Source organism: Nannocystis sp. (assembly GCF_016714285.1).
In the GTDB taxonomy this organism is placed as follows: Bacteria; Myxococcota_A; Polyangia; order Nannocystales; family Nannocystaceae; genus Nannocystis.
Window position 1 is genome coordinate 175,397 of the sequence record NZ_JADJNN010000038.1, and the last position, 16,258, is coordinate 191,654.

Sequence of the window (16,258 nt, forward strand, 5' to 3'; positions counted from 1 at the left end):
CCACACCACGCCGCGCTCGCTTGCGGCTTGGTCACCCGGGCCTCGCCGCGCTCGTACCACGACCTCGCCGCGCTCGCTGGCGGCTGCCTGCCGGGACCGATGGTGTTCCGCCGCCCAGCATGGTCCACTGACGCTCATCTGAGCTGTGGTCGTGATTGGGCAGCGCATCATCGCGGCGCTCGAGCGCCGGGTCCCGGAGGTCCTGCGTGGCGACCTCGACACTCGTCGTCGCTCGATGATGGCGCTCGGCGTCGCCTACACGATCGCCGGCTTCTGCGTCCCGCTCGCCGGCCTGATCTTCGTGCTCGTCGGCCACGATGACCGCCTGATCGGCAGCATCAACACCCTGCTCACCGCCGGCCTCGCGCTCGCCACCGGACCGCTGCTGCGCCGCGCCGGCCTGGTCTGGGCCACCAGCTGGCTCGCCGCGCTGCTGTTCGCGGGCGCCGTGTACGCCCTGTACATGGGCGGCGGGGTCCTGTCCGCCTTCGTCCAGCTGTTCGCCGTCATCGCCGTGCTGACCACGATGATCGCCGGCCGCAACGCCGGCATCGTCTGGGCCGGCCTCGGCGTCGCCGCCGTGCTCACGATCTACCTCACTGGCGACACCCAAGAGCTCATCGGCGACCTCCTGCGCATCCGCAACCCGGACCTGCTCGCGGCGAGCACCGCGATCACGATCATCGTCGTCCTCACCATCTTCGCCGTGCTCTCCGAGGCGACCAAGCGCGAGGCGATCGTCCAGATCGCCGCCGCCACCCATCGCCTCGAGACCCTCGTCCAGGAGGAGCAGCGCGCCCGTGACCTCGCCTCCGAGGCCGTCGCCGCCAACGCCGCCAAGTCGGCCTTCCTCGCCACCATGAGCCACGAGCTGCGCACGCCGCTCAACATCATCCTCGGCTACAGCGAGCTCGCCCTCGAGCACCTCGAGGCGCGCGGCGACGACGACACCGCCGAGGATCTGCGCCGGGTCCACGACGCCGGCAAGCACCTGCTCGGCCTCATCAGCGACGTCCTCGATCTCAGCCGCATCGAGGCCGACCGCCTCGAGCTCGCCCACGAGGCCTTCGACCTCGACGCGATGATCCGCGAGGTCCGGCTCGGCTTCCTCCCGCTCGCCCTGCGCAACGAGGACGAGCTGCTCAGCGAGGTCCCGCCCGGCCTCGTCGTCGCCGGCCTCGACCACACCCGCGTGCGCCAGGTCCTCCTCAACCTGGTCAGCAACGCGATCAAGTTCACCCGCGGCGGCCAGGTCCGCATCACCGCCCGCCGCAGCGACGACGAGCGGGGCGTCGAGATCGAGGTGCGCGACACCGGCATCGGCATCCCCGCCGACAAGCTGGCCGTCATCTTCCTGCCCTTCACCCAGGTCGACCCGACGACCACCCGCCGCTATGAGGGCAGCGGCCTCGGCCTGGCGATCTCACGCCGCCTCTGCGAGCTGATGGGCGGCTCCCTCTCCGTCGCCTCGACCCCCGGCCGCGGCAGCAGCTTCACGCTCCGCCTGCCCTGCAGCTGAGCGACGAGCTCGCGGCGCGCAAGCCCGTGACGGACGCCGCCGGTTCGCGCGACACTCACCCCCACATGCCGATCCACGCCCCCGGACCGCGCCCCTTGCCCGTGCTCGGCACCCTGCTGCACCTGCGCCGCCGCGGCCTGCTGCTGACCCACCTCCGCGACTGGCGGCGCCACGGCGACATCGTCGCCTACCGCTTCGGCCCCGTCCCCGGCCTCGCCCTCGCCCACCCCGAGGCGCTCCGCCACGTCTACATCAAACACCGGACCAACTACATCAAGGGCCTCGGCGTCGAGTCGCTGCGCTGGCTCACCGGCCAGGGCCTCTTCACCGCCGACGGCACCCTCTGGCAGAGCCAGCGCCGCATGATGGCGCCGCACTTCACCGTCGCGGCCACCCGCAACTACGCCCCCGCGATGCTCGCCGCGATCGCCGAGGTCGTCGCCCGCATCCAGGCCCGCCCCACCGGCGCCATCTTCGACATGCAGTTCGAGATGATGCGCTTCACCATGGATGTCATCTGCCGCACCATGTTCTCGATGAGCGTCGCCGACGGCGCCAGCCGCCTCAGCGACGCCATCACCGAGACCCTCCACTGGGTCGGCGTCCGCGGCCTCCAGCTGCTCCGCCTCAGCCCCCGCGTGCCCACGCCGGCCAACCGCCGCTTCGTCCGCGCCCTCGCCCAGCTCGACGAATTCCTCCACGGCCTCATCCGCGCCCGCACCGACAGCGGCGAGCTCGGCCAGCGCGGCGACCTCCTCGACCTGCTCCTCCAGGCCACCGACCCCGAGTCCGGCCGCGGCATGTCGCACCAGCAGCTGCGCGACGAGCTCGTCACCGTGTTCCTCGCCGGCCACGAGACCACCGCCGTGGCCCTGACCTGGACCTGGGCCCTGCTCGCCCAGCATCGCTTCGCCCGCGATCAGCTCGACGCCGAGCTCGCCCAGGTGCTCGCCGGCCGCGACCCGAACGTCGCCGACCTGCCCGCGCTCGGCCACACCCGCCGCGTCCTCGACGAGAGCCTGCGCCTCTACCCGCCGGTGTGGGTCAACCCGCGCTTCGCCGTCGCCGCCGACGAGATCGAGGGCGTCCCGCTCGCGGCCAACACGGTCATCATGCCGATGATCTACGCCGTCCACCGCCACCCCGACTTCTGGCCCGACCCCGAGCGCTTCGACCCCGAACGCTTCACCGCCGCCGCCACCCACGCCCGCCACCCCTGCGCCTACCTGCCCTTTGGGGCAGGTCCCCGCGTCTGCCTCGGCATGAACTTCGCCGTCCAGGAGATGGTCCTGCTCATCGCCACCCTGGCCCAGCGCTTCCACTTCTCCCTCGCCCCCGGCCAACAACTCGACATCGACCCCCACGCCGGCACCCTGCGCGCCCGCGACCCCCTCCACCTCCGCGTCGAACACCGCTCCGGCGGGTAGGCTTATGGAGGCCATCCCGAAGCCCTAAATTTCCTTGGCGCCTTCGTCCGCCGGCAGATCGGGCCCGATTGAGTCCGACGGGCCTGCCTGGCCCGCTCAGCGCTCGTCGTCGGCCAGCGGCGCCTCGTCGGGCACCAGCTGCAACGCCAGCCGCGTCTCCCCGCGCTGCACCTGCAACGTCAGTGGCGCACCCACGCCGCTGACGCGGCCGAGGTAGGCCAGGTCGGAGACCCGCCGCACCGGCACTTCATTGACGGTGAGGATCACGTCGCCGGGTCGCAGCCCGCTCGCCGCCGCGGGGCCCGCCGGCGCCAGCTTCAACACCCGCACCGCCGGTCGATCGTCGAGCTCGCCGACCTCGAGCCCGAGCCGCGCGTGACGGAAGCGGCCGTGCGCCCACACCTCCTGCAAGAACTTGCGAGCCATCGCCGCCGGCACCGCGAAGGCGACCCCCTGACCGTCGCTGCGGACCGCGGTCGTCAAGCCCAGCACCTCGCCGCGCAGGTCGACCAGCGGCCCGCCCGAGTTGCCGACGTTGATCGACGCGTCAGTCTGGATGAAGCTCCACACGCCCTCGGGGTCGAGGCTCTCGGGGCGACCGAGGTCCTCGTGATCGCGGCCGAGGCCGGAGATCACCCCCACCGTCACCGTGTCGCCGAGGCCGAAGGGGTTGCCGATCGCCATGACCCACTCGCCTGTCCGCGGCCGCCGCTCGCTCAGCGTCACCACCGTCCGCTCCGTCTCCGCGATCTCCGGGGCCAGCAGCGCGAGGTCGAGGCGGGGGTCGCCGTGGACCAGCCGCGCCGCCACCCGCACGCCGTCGGCGTACTCGATAGCGAAGCTCGCCGCGTCGGCGATCACGTGGTGGTTGGTCAACACCTGACCATCCGCGCGCACGACCATCCCGCTGCCCACCCCGCGGCGCCTTCGCCCGACCTTGTCCTCCGGGCTCAGCACCGACACCACGCCGACCACCGCCGGATTCACGCGCGCCGCCAGCTCCGCGAAGTCCGGCACCACCGGCGCCGGCATCACCGCCGGCGGTTGATGCACGACCGCGACGATCGCCTCCGCGGCCGGCTCCGGCTCGGCGGGCCGACACGCGACCAGCAGCAGCCAAAGCCGCAGCATTGGCCGCAGCGCGAACTGCAGCCCGCGCTCACTCCGACTTCGCGTCGTCCGCGTCGTCCGCGTCGTCGTCGTCGTCGTCGTCGTCGTCGTCGTCGTCCACGTCATCGTCATCGTCCGCGCTCAAGATCGGCACGTCGGTGCGACGCGGGAACGACGGAGGCGCCGGCGCGGCCCCCTCGCCGCGGCCCGGCTTGCCCTCGCCGTCGTCGTCCATGCTGCTCAGCGGCGCGATGTTCTCGGCCATGTCGGGCAGCGAACGGAGGTACTCGTCGTACTTCTCCTTGGTCACGTTCCCGGCGCGGATGTTGCGGCGGATGGTCCGCAGGTCGAAGAGCCGTTCAAATTGGCGCGAGATAACCATGGGCGGCAGACCTTGTAGACCAGCCGCACGCGCCCGTCAAACGCGCCGCAAGTGGCCATGGAAGGGGCCTTCCGGGCAGGCGTACGCGGGCGCGCGACCCGCGACGGCGAGTCAGCTCACATCTCCCGCGTCGCCTGCGAGACCTTCGCGCCGGGTCATGAAGCTCGGACGCGACGGAATAGCGGCGCACGGGACACGGTTCCTGAGCGCCGCGCATATACTCTCGCCCGCCGCGGGCCGCTCCATTCTTGGCCGCCTGCGTCGCGCGACCCCACGACCTGAGAGCCAACGCCCATGAGCATCGGAGCCTACGATATCCGCGTCGTCAACGACATGGTGGAGCGCGAGAGCGCCTTCGTCGAACGCCTCATGACCGAGGTCCACAAGGTGGTCGTGGGCCAGGACGAGATGATCGAGCGCGTCTTCATGGGCCTCCTGTGCGGCGGCCACGTGCTCCTCGAGGGCGCGCCCGGCCTCGCCAAGACCCTGACCGTCAGCACCCTCGCGCGCGCCCTGAAGATGGACTTCAAGCGCGTCCAGTTCACGCCGGACCTGCTGCCCTCGGACGTCCTCGGCACGGTGATCTACAACCACCAGTCCGGCACCTTCACCAACCGCCGCGGCCCCGTGTTCACCAACCTCCTGCTCGCCGACGAGATCAACCGCGCCCCCGCGAAGGTCCAGAGCGCGCTGCTCGAGGCGATGGCCGAGCGCCAGGTGACGATCGGCGACACCAGCTACCCGCTGCCGCGCCCCTTCCTGGTCCTCGCCACCCAGAACCCGATCGAGCAGGAGGGCACCTACACCCTCCCCGAGGCCCAGCTCGACCGCTTCATGTTCAAGATCAAGGTCTCCTACCCGACGGCCGAGCAGGAGCTCCTGATCATGCAGCGCGTCGGCGCCGCGCCGCACGGCAGCACGACCGACGTGAAGGCCGTCATCGGCCCCGAAGATCTGGTCGCCGTGCAGCAGACGATCGACCGCATGATCGTCGAGCCGCCGATCCAGAAGTACATCGTCGACGTCGTCACCGCGACCCGCACCCCCGCCGCCGTCGGCCTCGAGACCCTCACCCCCTTCATCGACTTCGGCGCCTCGCCGCGCGCCAGCATCGCCCTGTTCCAGGCCGCCCGCGCCCACGCCTTCATGCGCCACCGCGGCTACGTCAGCCCCGAGGACATCAAGGCCGTCGCCCCCGACATCCTCCGCCACCGCATCATCCTCAGCTACGAGGCCGAGGCCGAGGGCGAGACGGTCGAGCACATCGTCCGCAAGATCTTGGAGCACGTCCAGGTCCCCTGAGCCCGCCGCGATGGCCCGCCCCACCGCCGATAGCCGCGCGGAGCAAGCCCGCGAGGAAGCCAAGGCCCGCACGGCCCAGCTGCTGCGGGAGATCCGTCGCATCGAGATCCAGACCTCGCGCCTGGTCAACCAGCACCTCGCCGGCTCCTATCAGTCGGTCTTCAAGGGCCAGGGCGTGGCCTTCTCGGAGGTCCGCCAGTACACCCCCGGCGACGACGTGCGCACGATCGACTGGAACGTCACCGCCCGCACCGGCGAGCCGCACGTCAAGCTGTTCGCCGAGGAGCGCGAGCTGACCGTCATGCTCGTCGTCGACATGTCCGCCAGCCTCGACCTCGGCAGCCGCGACTTCGACAAGCGCAGCCTGGTCGCCCGCCTCGCCGCGACCTTCGCCTTCTCCGCGATCCGCAACAACGACCGCGTCGGCCTGATCGGCTTCACCGACGAGGTCGAGGTGTTCGTCCCGCCCCGCAGCGGCCGCAAGCACGTGCTCGCCGTGGTCCAGCAGCTGCTCACCCACGAGACCCGCCGCCGCGGCACCCGGGCCGCCGCCGGCCTCGAGTACCTGGCCCGCCTGGCCCGCGGCCACACCGTGGCGATCCTCATCTCCGACTTCGTCGACGTGCTCCCCGACGAGCCCGCCCGCCAGGACGAGGCCCACGCCTTCGAGCACGCCCTCAAGGTCGTCCGCCGCCGCCACGACCTCATCCCGATAAGAGTCGAGGACCCCGTCGAGCTCGAGCTCCCAGCCCTCGGCCTCGTCGCCTTCGAGGACCTCGAGCTCCTCGGCCTCGGCGGCGAGCACTTCATCGACCTGAGCCCGCGCCGCGCCGCCCGCTACCGCAAGCAGGTCGCCGCCGAGCGCGAGCGCGTCGACGCCCTCCTGCGCAAGCTGCGGCTCGACGGCATGTCGATCCGCTGCGGCGACGACTGGCAAAAGCCCCTCGTCCACTTCTTCGCCCGGCGAGCCCGGAGGATGCGCCGATGACCGCCTCCCTGACCCTGCTAGCGATCCTCCTGGCCGCGCCTGTCCCCACGGACAGCCCGCCCGCGCCTGTCGCGGACAGCCAGCCTGTCCCCACGGACAGCCCGTCCGCAGCGGTCCCCACGGACAGCCAGCCTGTCCCCACGGACAGCCCGTCCGCAGCTGTCCCCACGGACAGCCAACCTGTCCCCACGGACAGCCCGTCCGCGCCCGTCCCCACGGACAGCCCGCCCGCGCCCGTCCCCGTCGCGCCGGGCCCCGCAGCCGCCGCACCTGTCCCCGCGGACAGCCCGCCCGCCGTCGACGGCCCCGTCGCCGTGACCGCCAAGATCTCCCCCGACCCCTCGCAGGTCGGCGACCTGCTCAAGTTAGAGCTCACCGCCGCCTACCCGGCCGGCTACACCGTCAACCTCCCGCTCGGCCTCGTGCTCGACCCGCTGCACCTGGTCTCGGTCGACGAGGCCGAGCCCGAGTCGACCGGCCAGGGCTTCCGCAAGGTGTTCACGATCACCGCGCAGCACTTCGCGGTCGGCGAGGCCCGCGTGCCCGCCTTCCCGCTCACCTACCTCGGCCCCGACGGCGCCGTGCAGACCGTCCAGGTCCCGCCCACGCCCTTCACGGTCAGCAGCCTGCTGGCCAACGAGCCCGACCCGAAGCGTCAGCTCGAGGACCCGCCCGTCTCGCTCGAGTACCCCAACCGCCGCGCCGAGATCATCATCTACAGCGCCGCCGCGGCGCTGCTGGTCGGCCTGGTCGGCGGCCTGCTGTTCGCCCGCTGGCGCCGACGCCCGCGCCCGGTGGTCCTGCCGCCGCCGGTCCCGGCCCACGTCGTCGCCTACCAGCAACTCGACGATCTGCAGAAGGCCGAGCTGGTGGCCCGCGGCGCCTACCAGGACTACTACCTGCAGCTCACCGAGATCGCCAAGGGGTACATCGAGGGCCGCTTCGGCATCGACGCCCTCGACCGCACCACCGACGAGCTGCGCCGCGCCCTCGAGCAGGCCGCGGCCCAGATCGCCCCGCTGAAGCCGACCGAGCTGGTCCGCTTCCTTCAGGCCTGCGACCTCGTCAAGTTCGCCCGCTTCGCCCCGCCCGGCGAGGAGGCGACCGCCGCCCTCGAGGAGGTGCGCAAGATGGTCGACGCCACCGTCCCCAGCGCCAAAGCTGACCCGAAGGACAGCGACGATAAACCTGGCCCGAAGGACAGCTCGCCGCCCGAGACCAAGCCGGAGGTCGCCGCGTGAGATCGCTGCTCCCCATCCTCGGCTTCGCCCTCGCCGCCCTCGCCCTCGCCCTCGGCGGCGTCGCCCTCGTCGTCGGTCAGGACCTGCGCTTCATCGTCCTCGACAACCCCTGGTGGCTGCTCACCGCCATCATCCCACTGCTCGCCCTGGCCGTGCGCGCTGGCCTCACGCCGCGTCCGCCGACCATGCAGTTCTCGCGCACCCGCTCGGCCCGCAGCCTCGGCCCCGGCCTGGCCGCGCGCCTGGCCCACCTCCCGGACGGCATGCGCCTGGCCGCGGCGCTGCTGCTGGCCTTCGCCCTGGCCCGCCCGCAGTCGAGCCGCCTCACCGACCGCGTCGAGCACGAGGGCATCGACATCGCCATCGCCCTCGACCTCAGCGAGTCGATGGAGGCCGACGACCTGTTCCCCAACCGCCTCGAGGCCGCCAAGGAGGTCATCGACCAGTTCATCGCCCGCCGCCCGCACGACCGCATCGGCATGGTGGCCTTCGGCGCCCACGCGTCCACGGTGTCGCCGCTGACCGTCGACCACGGCGTCCTGCGCCAGCTGGTCCGTCGCCTGCAACTCGGCAGCCTCGACGGCTCCAAGACGGCGATCGGCGCTGGCCTCGGCCTCGCGCTCAACCGCCTCAAGGAGTCCGACGCCGCCACCCAGGTGCTCGTGCTCCTCACCGACGGCGTCCACAACGCGGAGGGCATCGACCCCGACTCCGCCGCCGCCGAGGCCAAGGAGCGCGGCATCGCCGTCTACACGGTGCTCATCGGTCGCCACGCCAGCGGCCAGAGCGTCGACCCCGGCCGCCTCGAGCGCATCGCCGGCCTCACCGGCGGCTACGCCTACACCGCCGAGGACCAGCAGGCGCTGGTCACCACCTTCCAGGACTTGCTCGACAAGCTCGAGCGCTCGACCATCGCCGGCGAGCACGTGCGCGCCGAGCTGTTCTTCCTGTTCCTGTGGCCGGCCCTGCTGCTGCTGCTCGCCGACGTCCTGCTGCGCTCGACCCGGCTGCGGAGGTTCCCATGATCTTCGCCCCTGTTCCTGCGAGTGCTCCGCGGCAGCACCCACTCGCTCCCCGGCTGCGGAGGTTCCCATGATCTTCGCCCCTGCTCCTGCCCCTGCTCCTGGCCCCAACGACCTCGCCGCGGCTGTCGCCTCGGTGCCCGCGCCCGACACCGTGCGCACCCTGTTCGACACCCTCGTGCTCGGCCGCGGCGACCTGCTGTGGCTGCTCGTGCTCGTGCCGCTGGTAGCAGCCGGCTACGTCTGGGCCACGCGTCAGCGCCGGGCCGGCTTCGCCCGCCTCGGCAACCCCACCCTGGTCCAGCGCCTGGTCACCAGCGTGCACCGCGGCAACCGCCTCCTCATCGCCGTCGTCACCACCATCGCCGCCCTGTTCCTGGTCGGCGCGCTGATGCGACCGCAGTACGGCGGCACCACTCGCATCGTCCCGGTCGGGGGCCTCGATGTGGTGCTCGTCGTCGACTACAGCAAGTCGATGCTCGCCAAGGACGTCTACCCGTCGCGCAGCGAGCGGCTCGCCGCCGAGCTGCGCCGTTTCCTCGACGAGGCCGAGCACCGCGGCGACCAGGTCGGCCTGGTCGTGTTCGCCGGCGCCGCGCGGGGCCTGCCGGTCAGCCGCGACACCCGCGTGCTGAAGCTCTACCTCGACAAGGCCGACCCGCGGACCGAGAACCCCGGTGGCACCGCGATCGGCAAGGCGCTCAAGCTGGCCCTGCAGTACCTCGTCGACGCCCGTCAGGCCGGCCAGAACGCCGTCAAGGAGCGCAGCATCGACGGCCCGCCGCCGCCCGAGGCCGACCAGGTGATCATCCTCCTGACCGACGGCGAGGACACCAGCTCGCGCCCCAACGAGATGGCCGCCGAGGCGGCCAAGCTCGGCATCCGCATCTACACCGTCGGCATCGGCTCCAAGTCGGGCGAGCCGATCCAGAAGTTCGACGCCAAGGGCCAGCCCGACGGCTACCAGACCGACGAGAAGGGCAACTACCTCATGACCCGCGTCGACGAGGCGGGCCTGAAGAAGCTCTCCGAGACCACCGGCGGCGAGTACGTGCTCGTCGAGCCCGAGCGCTTCGGCCTCGACGCCGTCTCCGAGTGGGTCCGCGACCTCACCCGCGGGCAGCGGGCCGACACGGTGACGCTCGACCGCGAGGAGGGCTACCCCTTCCTGGTCGCCCCCGCGTTGCTGCTGCTCGCGCTGTCGCTGGCCCTGGGTGAGCGCAGGAGGCCGTCATGATGATCTCCAGCAAGACGATGCTCGGGCTGCTGGCCGCCGGCTGGCTCGCGGAGGCGCTCGCCTCGACCCACGGCGACATCGACGCCGGCGTCGCCGCCTACAACGCCGGCGACAGCGAGGCCGCCCTCACCAGCTACGCCGCCGCCGAGGCCGACCTCGGCGAGCGCCCGGAGATCCACTTTGACAAGGGCCTCGCGCTGCTCGCCAAGGACGACAAGGAGGGCGCCCGCAAGGCCTTCGAGCACGGCACCGAATCCGAGTTCTCCGCCGTCCACGCCAGCGCCGAGTACGAGCTCGGCAACCTCGAGCTCGACGCCGAGGCCTTCGACGCCGCCATCGAGCGCTACACCAAGTGCCTCAAGCTCCGCCCCGACCACGCCAACGCCAAGTGGAACCTCGAGCTCGCCCTCCTGAAGAAGAAGCAGAAGGAAGAGGAGGAGGAGAAGAAAAAGAAAGAAGACGAGAGAAGAAGGACGAAGAGAAGAAGGACGAAGAGAAGAAGGACGAAGAGAAGAAGGACGAAGAGAAGAAGGACGAGGAGAAGAAGGACGAAGAGAAGAAGGACGAGGAGAAGAAGGACGAAGAGAAGAAGGACGAGCAGAAGAAGGACGAGCAGAAGAAGGACGAGCAGAAGGGCGAGCAGCCGCAGCCGCAGCCGCAGCCGCTCGACCGCGCCGACCTCGACAAGGCGCTCGAGCAGCTCGACGCCGAGGACCAGTTTCAGCTCGGGCGCCCGCAGGGCCGGCAGGTGCCGGTGGAGAAGGACTGGTGAGATGGGCGGACGTCGTCGCTTCTTGAGCGGGCTCGCGGCCCTCGGCGCGCTGGGCCTGCTCGCGCGGACGGTTCACGCCGCGGACCGGGTGACCGTGGCCGTCGAGCTCGACCGCAGCAGCACGCAGGTCGGCGAGGCCGTCGAGCTGACGATCCAGGTCGAGCGGGTCGGCGAGGGCAGGGGCATCCCCGATCCGGTGCTGCCCGACTTCGCCGCGCTCGGCATCACGATCGCCGGCGAACCCTCGACCTTCCGCGGCTTCACCTCGATGAACATCAACGGCGTGAGCCAGTCGCGGATCACCCAGACCTACAGCTACACCCTGATCCCCGGCAAGCCCGGCAAGTTCTCGTTGCCGGTGCACGTGATGAACGGCGCCGTGAAGATCAACGCGATCCGCACGCCGGTGCTCGAGGTCACCGGCACCGCCACGGCCACGGCCCCGCCGATCGCCGGCGGCAGCGGCGACCCCACCGAGGCCCAGGGCGACATATTCCTGTGGAGCCGCCTCGACAAGCCGCGGGTCTACGTCGGCGAGCAGCTGATCTACGCGCTCGAGGTCTACGAGCGGCTGCCCTTCCCCAACATCCAGCTGCGCGCGCTGCCCGGCTTCCCCGACTTCTGGAGCGTCGAGCTGCAGGACGGCGAGATGCGCACTGAGAGCGTCGCCGGTGTGCCCTACCGCGTGCACCCGGGCCTGCGTCGGGCCCTGTTCCCGCAGCGCGCCGGCACCCTCACGATCTCCGCGCCCGAGGTCGGCGTCGGCATGCGCCGCCGCGTCGGCGGTCGCGCGACCACCGTCGAGGTCCTGCCGCTGCCGAGCGAGGGCCGTCCCGCCGGCTTCTCGGCCAACAATGTCGGCGTGTACACGATCGCCGCCAAGGTCGACCGCGCCAAGGTGAAGCAGGGCGAGCCCTTCACGCTCACGCTGACGATCACCGGTACCGGCAACATCCGCGTCATCGACCCCGGCGCCTGGCCCGAGCTCGACGGCATGCGCCGCTACGACCCCAAGCTGGAGACCCGCCAGAACGTCGGCGCTCCGGTCGGCGGCGCCCAGATCTACGAGTTCCTCGTCATCCCCGAGCGGGCCGGCTCGTTGCAGGTCCCGCCGCACAGCTTCAGCTTCTTCGACCCGGCCGCGGCCCGCTATCAGACCGTCAGCACCCAGGCGATCGAGATCACGGTGACCGGCGACGCCAACGCGCCGGCCCCGAGCGAGGCGAAGACCGATACCCCCGCGCCGGGCAAGGCAGCGACGGTCCGCGACGACGGCCTGCTCGCGCCGCTCATCACCCCCGACGCGCTGCCGCGGGTCGCCGTGGAGAGCTCGTGGCTGACCCCGCGACGCTTCACGACCGGCATGATCGCCGCTCCCGTGGCGCTCGGCGTCGGCGGGCTCGCGCGCCTGCTGTGGCGCCGCATTGGCCCCGACGAACGCTCGCGCGCCAGCGCGGCCCGGGCCCTGCGTCAACGCGGCCTCGTCGCCCAGGCCGAGCGCGGCGTGGCCTCCGGCGAGGGCTTCTACAACGCGCTCTCGCAGCTGCTGCAGGCCCTCGCGGTCGAGCGGGCCGGCTCCGAGGGCCAGGGCCTGCCGCGGCGCGCCCTGCTCGAGCTGCTCGCACGCAAGGGCGTCTCCGCGGACGATCTCCGGCGCCTCGGCGAGCTGCTCGACCGCTCCGACGCCGCCCGCTTCGGCGCCGCCAGCGAGGCCGCCAGCGACCGCAAGGCCGCCCTCGACGACGCCCTCACACTGGTTAGTCGCTCATCGCTGGCGAAGTCGGAGGCCGCGTGAGGCGCTACGCGAGCGTCCTGCTCGTGCTGTTCACGCTGGGCCAGGCCAGCGTGGCCCGGGCCGACGTGGTCGACGAAGCCTTCGTGCGCGGCAACCAGGCGGCGGCCGCAGGTGAGCTGCGGGCGGCGGTCGCCGCCTATGAAGAAGCCGAGCGCCTGCTGCCCGGGCGCAGCGCGGTGCTCTCGTTCAATCTCGGCAGCGCCTACGCGCAGCTCGGCGAGCTCGGCCTCGCGACCTACCACCTGCGTCGGGCCTTGCAGGCGCAGGCGCAGGCGAGCGACGACGTCGCCGCGGCAGCCCAGCGCAACCTCGGCATCGTGCGCCAGCGAATCGAGGTCGCGGCGGCGGCGAATGCTGCCCAGACCGACCGCCCAGAGACCTGGCGCGACGCCCTGCTGGCGGCTGTCGGCGACCCGAGCTTCGGTTGGCTGGCGCTCGCGTCAGGCTGGCTGGCGCTGCTGATGTGGTGGCTGCGCGGACGCCTCGGCGGGCGTGCGCCCGGCGGCGTGGTCGGCAGCGTGATCGGCGTGCTGGTGGCGATCTACCTGGTCGTCGGAGGGTTGCACGGCTACGCGGTGCGCGCCGAGTCGGCGGCTCCCCAGGCGATCGCGTTGCCGGCCAAGCTCGAGGTACGCGAGGGTCCCGGTAATCACCGCAAGGCGCTGTTCGTCGTGCAGGGTGGCAGTCGCCTGCGCATCGTCGATCGCGGGTCGGGCTGGCTGCGCATCCGTCTGCCGGATGGCCTCGAAGGCTGGGCGCCGCAGGCCGAGCTCGGGGAACTCAGGTCACCATGACCTTCAAGCGGACCCGCGGACGAACCCTCGAATGGGCCGCTGTCTGCTGTGGTCGTTTGCCCGGCAGTCCCTCCGATTCCCGCTGCGGCGCTCGCTAGCGCAACGACGAGATGGCCTCGCAGGCTGTCGTTGCGGCCGAAATTGGCCGTGGCGTTTTTCCTCGCGGGGGATAATGTAGTGGAATCGTGCTTGCGGTCCTCGCAACCAAGATTCGCAGCAATGGTGAGGCTTCGGTCGCAACCGCGGTCGGCAAGGCCTACGAGGGCTTCCTGATCTCGGAGCCCGTCGTTGGCCGCGGGATGGTCATCTTCCGCGACCCGAACGGCCGGCGCATGGTCACCACCGCGGTCCGACGGATCCTCACCACCGAGCAGCGCCAGCTGTTCTACGTGGAGACTGAGAACAGCGTGTATCGGATCGCGATCGTCGACCACCTGGCGGCCCGGGCGAGCACCGCGGTCGGCTGAGTCCACCCTCAGGCGGCGAACACGGCGGCGACGCTGTCGGCGTCAAGGACCCGCTCGGCCCACGCGTCGAGCTGGTCGACGTCGCTACAGGCGAGCACGCGGGCCTCGTAGGCCGCATCGACGGCGGTGAACTTGCGGCGCAGCAGCTTGAGCAGCACCTCGGCCTTGCCTGCGGCCTTGCCCTCGGTCAACCCCTCGGCCTTGCCCTCGGCCTTGCCGCCGTAGAAGTACTTGCGGACGAAGTCGCTCTGGAACTCGTAGTTGCGGGCCTGCATGACGATCTTCTCGAGGGCTGCGCGGGCGAGGTCGCCGAGGAGCGCGAGGATGAAGTCAGGATAGAGGAGGTCGCGATCGTTGTCGAGGTCGTGGCTGGCGGCGATGGCAGCCAGCGCGATGTGCTCGGCGCCGAGTTCACGGCCGTGCGCCGCGACCGAGAGCACCGCCAGCTCGGGCGAGCGGCGGGCCACCTCGTGATCGGTGATCACGGGGATCTGGTCCGGGCCCAGCACCATCGGGCGGAGCACGCTGCAGCCGCGGCCGAGGTCGATCGGCTCGGCGCACCACGCCGCGACCTGCGGATCGGGGGCGATGACCACGAGGACCACCGGACAGCCGAGCCGGACCCGCGGCCCCGCGACATAGATCGGCCAGACGCGGCGCTTGCGGGCGTCGATCTCGCTCTGCACCTCGACGACGATCACCTCGCTCGGCCGCTCTGGATCGCCGAGCATCAGCACCACGTCGGCGCGGTACTCGGCGAGGTTCAGGTCGACGAATTCGGCGGCGGTGACACGCGGAGGCAGGTGCAGCGGCAGACCCAGTGCCAGCTCGCGCTGCAGCAGATCGACGACCATCTCCGGCGCGCAGCGGACCAGCTGGACCAGAGCTTCGTGGGGCAGCTTGGGCATGCGACGGCGCCGGAGTCTAGCCAGCCACGATCGCCGGGCAAGCGCGCCGCGATCTTTCTCGGCCCGAAGCCCCGGCCATTAGCGGCGCTGATACACGTGCACCCGCAAGTACGAGCCCTGCTCGTGGCCCGGCCACACCGGGTGGTCCGGGCCCGGGCCGAGCGCGTGCACCCGGGTCCACGCGCCGGCCCTCGCGTCCAGCATCGCCGCGTCGAGCACCTCGCCGCCGAGGTGCTGCGAGCAGCTACACACCACCGCGAAGCCGCCGGCCTGCACCCGCGGCAGCAATCGTCCGAGGCTCGCCGTCATCGCCCCCGCCGCCCGGCTGACGTCCCGCGCGCTGCTCGCGACCCGCGGCGGGTCGAACACCAGCACCCCGAAGGGCCCCGCCAGCGCCGGGTCGTCGAGCGCCGCGAACATGTCGCCCTGGACCCACCTGCAGCGCTCCGCGAGCCCGCTCCGCGCCGCGTTGGCTCGCGCGCACGCGAGGGCCCGCGCGCTCTGGTCGAGCCCCACCGCGTCCACGCCGAGCGCCGCCGCGTGGATCGCGAAGCCGCCGACGTGGCAGCCGACGTCGAGCAGCCGCCCCCCGCAGCTCCGCGCCAGCTCGGCGACCAGGCGTCGGTTGTCGCGCTGGTCGAGGTAGGCGCCCGTCTTCTGCGCCGGCGGTGCCGGCACCTCGAACTGCAGCCCGTGCTCACGGAACTCGAGCCGCGCGTCGTCGCCGTGGAGCTGCTCGGCCGGCGTGAAGCCCTCGCGCTCGCCCGCCTGCGCCGGCGTCACGACGAACAGGCGACCTCGCGTGCGCGCGGCGAAGAACGCCGCGAGCTCGGCCTGACGGGCGGCCATCGCCGCGGTCGCGATCTGCAGCACCATGTCGTCGCCGTAGCGGTCGACCGTGAGGCCCGGCAGGCCGTCCCCTTCGCTGTTGACGACCCGCCACGCGGTCGTCGCCCCGTCGTCCCGCAGCCCCAGCGCATGCCGCCCGGCCAGCGCCGCATCGAGGCGGCGAAGCAGCCAGTCGGCGGGCGGCGCGGCGGCGCCGAAGCTGACGACCCGCAGCGTGATCTCCGAGTCCGGCCCGATCAGCCCCCACGCGAGCGTCTGCCCGCGGTGGTCGGTCAGCTCGGCCAGCTGCGCCGGATCTCCCGGTCCCCACACCTTGCCGACCTGACGCCGACGGACCCACGGCCCCTGGTGCGGACCGACCGGGCCCGCGTCCCGACGCAGCTCGACGCGCGTGCTCACCGGCCGCATCTACCACGCCGGCCGGCGCCGCGCTTTGCTATCTTCC

The 16,258-nt window shown here is 71.9% G+C and carries 14 protein-coding genes; 10 read left to right on the forward strand and 4 right to left on the reverse strand.

What is annotated here, in order from left to right:
* Positions 1-145 precede the first annotated feature (145 nt).
* Both IPJ59_RS34270 and IPJ59_RS34275 read left to right on the forward strand, forming a co-directional pair.
* Positions 146-1,519 (forward strand): sensor histidine kinase, encoded by a 1,374-nt coding sequence (locus tag IPJ59_RS34270; protein ID WP_293275476.1) that lies wholly within the window; start codon positions 146-148, stop codon positions 1,517-1,519.
* Positions 1,520-1,584: 65 nt separating this feature from the next.
* On the forward strand, positions 1,585-2,946 hold the full coding sequence (locus tag IPJ59_RS34275; RefSeq protein WP_293275477.1) for a cytochrome P450: 1,362 nt from the start codon (positions 1,585-1,587) through the stop codon (positions 2,944-2,946).
* Between the two features lie 96 nt (positions 2,947-3,042).
* Here the strand turns inward: IPJ59_RS34275 and IPJ59_RS34280 are convergent, their stop codons facing one another.
* The gene (locus tag IPJ59_RS34280; RefSeq protein WP_293275478.1) at positions 3,043-4,188 is read right to left on the reverse strand and encodes a S1C family serine protease; all 1,146 of its coding nucleotides are present in this window, start codon (positions 4,186-4,188) and stop codon (positions 3,043-3,045) included.
* Entirely contained in the window at positions 4,106-4,438 is a 333-nt protein-coding gene (locus IPJ59_RS34285; RefSeq protein WP_293275479.1) for a hypothetical protein, read from the reverse strand. The genes IPJ59_RS34280 and IPJ59_RS34285 overlap by 83 nt, the downstream gene beginning before the upstream one ends.
* Before the next feature lie 294 nt (positions 4,439-4,732).
* On the opposite strand from IPJ59_RS34285, the gene IPJ59_RS34290 reads away from it, so the two are divergent.
* From IPJ59_RS34290 to IPJ59_RS34325, 8 genes are all read left to right on the forward strand, one after another.
* On the forward strand, positions 4,733-5,740 hold the full coding sequence (locus IPJ59_RS34290) for an AAA family ATPase (RefSeq protein WP_293246615.1): 1,008 nt from the start codon (positions 4,733-4,735) through the stop codon (positions 5,738-5,740).
* 10 nt (positions 5,741-5,750) lie between these two features.
* On the forward strand, positions 5,751-6,728 hold the full coding sequence (locus IPJ59_RS34295; protein ID WP_293246618.1) for a DUF58 domain-containing protein: 978 nt from the start codon (positions 5,751-5,753) through the stop codon (positions 6,726-6,728).
* On the forward strand, positions 6,725-7,969 hold the full coding sequence (locus IPJ59_RS34300; protein WP_293275480.1) for a hypothetical protein: 1,245 nt from the start codon (positions 6,725-6,727) through the stop codon (positions 7,967-7,969). Before IPJ59_RS34295 ends, IPJ59_RS34300 begins: the two co-directional genes overlap by 4 nt.
* Positions 7,966-8,994, forward strand: a complete 1,029-nt coding sequence (locus tag IPJ59_RS34305; protein WP_293275481.1) for a VWA domain-containing protein — start codon at positions 7,966-7,968, stop codon at positions 8,992-8,994. Before IPJ59_RS34300 ends, IPJ59_RS34305 begins: the two co-directional genes overlap by 4 nt.
* A gap of 67 nt (positions 8,995-9,061) precedes the next feature.
* The gene (locus tag IPJ59_RS34310) at positions 9,062-10,228 is read left to right on the forward strand and encodes a vWA domain-containing protein (protein ID WP_293275482.1); all 1,167 of its coding nucleotides are present in this window, start codon (positions 9,062-9,064) and stop codon (positions 10,226-10,228) included.
* Complete coding sequence (locus tag IPJ59_RS34315) at positions 10,225-12,795, forward strand: BatD family protein (RefSeq protein ID WP_293275483.1); 2,571 nt, start codon at positions 10,225-10,227, stop codon at positions 12,793-12,795. The genes IPJ59_RS34310 and IPJ59_RS34315 overlap by 4 nt, the downstream gene beginning before the upstream one ends.
* Positions 12,792-13,589, forward strand: a complete 798-nt coding sequence (locus tag IPJ59_RS34320) for an SH3 domain-containing protein (protein WP_293246638.1) — start codon at positions 12,792-12,794, stop codon at positions 13,587-13,589. The genes IPJ59_RS34315 and IPJ59_RS34320 overlap by 4 nt, the downstream gene beginning before the upstream one ends.
* Positions 13,590-13,774: 185 nt before the next feature.
* Complete coding sequence (locus IPJ59_RS34325) at positions 13,775-14,056, forward strand: hypothetical protein (RefSeq protein WP_293246641.1); 282 nt, start codon at positions 13,775-13,777, stop codon at positions 14,054-14,056.
* An 8-nt stretch (positions 14,057-14,064) separates the two neighbouring features.
* Here IPJ59_RS34325 and IPJ59_RS34330 read toward each other — a convergent pair whose 3' ends face one another.
* Together IPJ59_RS34330 and IPJ59_RS34335 are read right to left on the reverse strand one after the other, a co-directional pair.
* Complete coding sequence (locus tag IPJ59_RS34330; protein ID WP_293275484.1) at positions 14,065-14,964, reverse strand: RpnC/YadD family protein; 900 nt, start codon at positions 14,962-14,964, stop codon at positions 14,065-14,067.
* 78 nt (positions 14,965-15,042) lie between these two features.
* Entirely contained in the window at positions 15,043-16,212 is a 1,170-nt protein-coding gene (locus IPJ59_RS34335; protein ID WP_293275485.1) for a class I SAM-dependent rRNA methyltransferase, read from the reverse strand.
* Positions 16,213-16,258 lie beyond the last annotated feature (46 nt).